At 65.4% G+C, this 1968-nt stretch carries 1 protein-coding gene; it reads left to right on the top strand.

Going from position 1 to position 1968, the window contains the following annotated elements; translation table 11 throughout:
- On the top strand, positions 1 to 1895 hold a 1895-nt coding region (polA, locus tag VN047_RS05105), incomplete at its 5' end, for a DNA polymerase I (protein WP_325540677.1).
- Between the last annotated feature and the right edge of the window lie 73 nt (positions 1896 to 1968).

Below are 1968 nucleotides of genomic sequence, written 5' to 3'. Positions count from 1 at the left end.
GCGCGACCGCTGCGCCCGTTGCCTCCGCCGCAGGCCCCTCGACCCCCACCCTGCCGCCGATGCCCGCCATCGACCGGTCCGTCTATGAATGCGTCACGACGATCGAAGCGCTCGACCGCTGGATCGCCGAAGCGCGCGCCGCGCATGTCGTCGGCGTCGACACCGAAACCGCGAGCCTCGACAGCGTCACCGGCCGCCTCGTCGGGGTCAGTATGGCGACCGCGCCGGGCCGCGCCTGCTACATCCCGCTCGGCCATGGCGGCACCGACATGTTCGCCGAAAAGCCCGAGCAGATCCCGATGGACGACGCGCTCGGCCGCCTTCACGCGCTCTTCGCCGACGAAGCTGTTCTGAAGGTCGGGCACAATCTGAAGTATGACATCGGCGTGCTCGCGCAACATGGCGTCACCATCGCACCCTATGACGATACGCTGGTGATGAGCTTCGCACTCGACGCCGGCAAGCATCAGCACGGCCTCGACGAGCTGGCAAAACTGCATCTCGATCACACGTGCCTGACCTTCAAGGAAATGTGCGGCACGGGCAAATCGCAGATCAGTTTCGCCGAGGTGCCGCTCGACCGCGCGACCCAATATGCCGCCGAGGACGCCGACGTCGCGCTCAGGCTGTGGAAGATGCTCAAGTTGCGTCTGCCGATCGAAGGCGGAACGCGCATTTACGAGATGGTCGACCGTCCGCTTGCCGCCATCGTCGAAGGGATGGAGCGCGCCGGCATCATGGTCGACCGCGAATATCTCGCGCGCCTGTCGGGTGAATTCGCAAACGAAATGCTGCGCATCGAGGGCGAGATTCACGGCCTCGCGGGCCAGCCGTTCGCAATCGGCAGCCCCAAGCAACTTGGCGAAATATTGTTCGACAAGCTCGGCCTGAAAGGCGGTCGCAAGGGCAAATCGGGCGACTGGTCGACCGACCAGAACGAACTCGAACGGCTCGAACGCGACGGCGTGCCGATCGCGCGCAAGATATTGGAATGGCGCCAGCTCGCGAAGCTGAAGTCAACCTATACCGACGCGCTGCAGCAACAGATCAACGCGACCACCGGCCGTGTCCACACGAGCTATAGCCTCGTCGGCGCGCAGACCGGACGGCTCTCGTCGACCGACCCGAACCTCCAGAATATCCCGATCCGGACCGAGACCGGCCGCCAGATCCGCGATGCCTTCATCGCCGCGCCCGGCCATGTGCTGATCGCCGCCGACTATAGCCAGATCGAACTCCGGCTCGCGGCGCACATGGCCGACGTCCCCGAGCTCAAGGAAGCATTCGCGCAGGGTCAGGACATCCACAGCGCGACCGCGATCGAATTGTTCGGCGAGGTCAATCGCGACACACGCGGCAAGGCGAAAACGGTCAATTTCTCGATCCTCTATGGTATTTCGCGCTGGGGCCTCGCGGGCCGTCTCGAGATCACTCCCGACGAGGCACAGGCGCTGATCGCGCGCTATTTCGAGCGTTTCCCGGGCATTTCGGACTATATTACCGACACACTCGATCGCGCGCGCGCGACGGGCTATACCGAAACGCTGTTCGGCCGGAAAACCTGGTTCCCGCGCATCAAGGCGGCGAGCCAGAACGAGCGGCAGGGAAGCGAGCGCGCGGCGATCAACGCGCCGATCCAGGGCACGAGCGCCGACCTGATCAAGCGCGCGATGGCACGGATGCCAACGGCGCTCGCGGACGCGGGCTTGTCTGATGTGAAGATGCTGCTGCAGGTCCACGACGAACTGGTGTTCGAAGCGCCCGCGGACAAGGCCGAGGCCGCAGGCACGGTCATCCGCGCGGTGATGTCGGATGCCGCCGAACCGGTACTCAAGCTGTCGGTCCCGCTGGAGGTCGAGATCGGCATCGGCAAGAGCTGGGGCGAAGCGCATTGATTACGGCCTTGCTGTGGATCGCGGCGTTCGCGGCCGAACCGGTCGCGGCGCCCGCCGAGGCGGCCGGCGTCGC

This window comes from Sphingopyxis sp., from assembly GCF_035565275.1.
Lineage (GTDB): Bacteria > Pseudomonadota > Alphaproteobacteria > Sphingomonadales > Sphingomonadaceae > Sphingopyxis.
This window is presented reverse-complemented; position numbering and strand designations above follow the sequence as displayed.